Origin of the sequence: Enterococcus sp. 3H8_DIV0648 (genome assembly GCF_002140655.1) — a bacterium.
GTDB lineage: Bacteria > Bacillota > Bacilli > Lactobacillales > Enterococcaceae > Enterococcus_A > Enterococcus_A hulanensis.
The window spans coordinates 951568-953198 of the sequence record NZ_NGLG01000002.1 but is presented as its reverse complement, the minus strand read 5'-3'; the positions used below and the strand labels follow the sequence as shown (position 1 = coordinate 953198).

At 38.1% G+C, this 1631-nt stretch carries 3 protein-coding genes; 1 reads left to right on the top strand and 2 read right to left on the bottom strand.

Translation table 11 applies throughout. The features are described from left to right. Positions 1 to 228 precede the first annotated feature (228 nt). A complete protein-coding gene (locus tag A5875_RS20750; protein WP_088935465.1) occupies positions 229 to 654 on the top strand; it encodes a universal stress protein in 426 nt (141 codons plus the stop codon). Between the two features lie 38 nt (positions 655 to 692). Here A5875_RS20750 and A5875_RS20745 read toward each other — a convergent pair whose 3' ends face one another. Both A5875_RS20745 and A5875_RS20740 read right to left on the bottom strand, forming a co-directional pair. Further along, positions 693 to 953: a hypothetical protein gene (locus A5875_RS20745; protein ID WP_088935464.1), complete on the bottom strand. Its 261-nt coding sequence runs from the start codon at positions 951 to 953 to the stop codon at positions 693 to 695. Next, positions 940 to 1194: a DUF5960 family protein gene (locus tag A5875_RS20740; RefSeq protein WP_088935463.1), complete on the bottom strand. Its 255-nt coding sequence runs from the start codon at positions 1192 to 1194 to the stop codon at positions 940 to 942. Before A5875_RS20740 ends, A5875_RS20745 begins: the two co-directional genes overlap by 14 nt. Between the last annotated feature and the right edge of the window lie 437 nt (positions 1195 to 1631).

Here is a 1631-nt window from a genome sequence, read left to right as displayed (position 1 = left end):
ATCACCAAAATAGGATAAAAATCTGTTAAAATATGATTATGAGGAAGACCTCTCTCAATCTTTCTTAGCTAGTTTTATTTGACTAGCATCCCCTTTAAGCACCTTGATTAATCAAGGTGCTTTTTATTTGTGCGCAAGGAAGTCTTATGCAGTATGGTTGAAAGCGCTTGATATTTCTATACAGATTGGCTTACAATTAAATAGAATAAGGGAAAGGGGGGTCTTACCATGAAAGAGTCGTACAAAAAAATACTTGTCGCAGTAGATTCATCAGAGCAGGCACGTCGAGCATTTCAAGAGGCAGTCGAAGTCACACGCAGGAATGATGCACATTTGTATATTTTGATCGTATCCGACACCAATCATCTAGGGTCCGAACCTTATGCAGTTGACCACATCGTCAAGCAAGCACGAAAAGCTGCAGGAGCTATCGTTGAATCGCTGGAAGAAATGATTCCAGCTGATATCTCGTACTCTTCAATTATTGACGATGGAAATCCCAAAGCCAAAATCGTTGCCTATGCCGAAGCGGAAAAGATTGATTTGATTTTGATGGGCGCCACTGGAACCGGCACTTTTTCACGTTTGTTATTAGGATCAACAACAGCTTATGTTGTAAACAATGCGCCTTGTAACGTGATGGTGGTTCGCTAGATAAAAAAAGAAAGCCAGCACAATTTTTGTGCTGGCTTTTAGCTTGCTGTTTGATAGGCTTGGAAATCGTTCATGAGTTTGGTTTTCCCTAAGACGGCGTATTTGGCGATAATCAATTGTCCGCGGGCATTACGTTTCCCGAGAACGACGATCTTCATGCCGTTTTCGACATCTGCGAGAAAATTCAGTGAATGAGCAGCGATCAGGCAGTTCGTACCTGACAATTGAAAATAGACTAACGGCTGCTGTGAAAACTGAATGATCTTCAATTTTGTTACGGTGCCTTTAAGAGATTCCATCGGCCTTCCTCCTCGTATGGATACCTTTGAAAACGAGCTCATTGTCTTTACGTTCAAACTGAAAACAAATATCTTTTTTGCGACCGGTCTTTTTGGCAGGGATAACAAAGTAATCACGATTCTCTTTATCCATCTTAGTAGTAATTTGGTTCAAAAATAATGCTAGCGGCAATGAGTCCTTTACTAAGGAATCATAGGTTCGATAAAAAATTTCAACAGAATCTGGACTAATCATTGACATGGTCATCACCTCAAATTTATTATACGAACATTTGTTCGGAAAGTAAAGTAGAAAGCTGAACTTTTTACTAAATAAAATACGCCAAAAGAAAAAAGAAACCGCCACTATAATGGAAGTTTCTTTTAACTCGTTACCTCAAGATAAAATAGATCACAAGCCAAAACAGCAGGCAAAAAATGATCAGTATTCGATAGATGATGTGTCTAGGTTGGCGATAGAGCCAAGCATAAAATTTTTTCATATAAAAAATCCTTTTTATCCAGTGTTTCTAACAGAAAAACTGTTACCAACAGGAATGCTACCGTATTGGAGGGCAGAAGTAAAGTGTCGTAAAGTAAAAATAAATTATAATTAGTTGATGCATGAGAAATATTGAAGCTGTCTCTTATACACATCTAGATGTTCTAATTAACATTAAAAGTGATTGAATGAAGGTG